The 988-nt window shown below is 48.0% G+C and carries 1 pseudogene; it reads right to left on the reverse strand.

From position 1 onward, the window contains the following. Window positions 1-988: pseudogene (locus OW492_RS16910) on the reverse strand (hypothetical protein); the annotation flags it as partial.

The raw sequence follows: 988 nt of genomic DNA on the forward strand, positions 1-988 counted from the left end.
TCGTCACCGTCTTCATCCGTTGTTTCGAACGTCGCAACAACTGCACCTTCAACGGCACTGCCGTCATCTTCAGTAAAGTCATTGCTGCTAGTGATAGTTATTTCTGGTGCATCATTACTAGTCGTCACACCTGGCTCAACAGTGGCGGCTTCACCGTCTACCGTGCCGTCATTTGGTGTTAGTGTAAATGCAGGTAGCTCTTCGCCACTGTTGACCAGTGCTGCGCCCGCTTCTGTTAGCACAACCGTGCCATCTACGATTTCATAATTAACGATATCGCTTAAGGTAACAGTAACCTCATCACCGTCTTCATCCGTTGTTTCGAAGGTCGCAACGACGGCACCTTCAACGGCACTGCCATCATCTTCAGTAAAGTCATTGCTGCTAGTGATAGTTATTTCTGGTGCATCATTCGTCGTAGTTACACTTGGCTCAACAGAAACTGCTTCACCGTCAGTCGTGCCATCATTTGGAATCAAAGTAAATTCAGGTAGCTCTTCGCCACTGTTGACCAGTGCTGCTCCGGCTTCGGTTAAGACAAGCGTGCCGTCAACAATTTCATAATTAACGGTATCGCTTAACGTAACAGTAACTTCGTCACCGTCTTCATCCGTTGTTTCGAACGTCGCAACCACGGCACCTTCAACGGCACTGCCGTCATCTTCAGTAAAGTCATTGCTGCTAGTGATAGTTATTTCTGGTGCATCATTACTAGTCGTCACACCTGGCTCAACAGTGGCTGCTTCACCGTCTACCGTGCCGTCATTTGGTGTTAATGTAAATGCAGGTAGCTCTTGACCACTGTTGACCAGTGCAGCACCCGCTTCTGTTAGCACAACCGTGCCATCTACGATTTCATAATTAACGGTATCGCTTAAGGTAACAGTAACCTCGTCACCGTCTTCATCCGTTGTTTCGAACGTCGCAACAACTGCACCTTCAACGGCACTGCCGTCATCTTCAGTAAAGTCATTGCTGCTAGTGATAG

It is taken from the genome of Psychromonas sp. 14N.309.X.WAT.B.A12, assembly GCF_030397575.1.
Classification (GTDB): Bacteria; Pseudomonadota; Gammaproteobacteria; order Enterobacterales; family Psychromonadaceae; genus Psychromonas.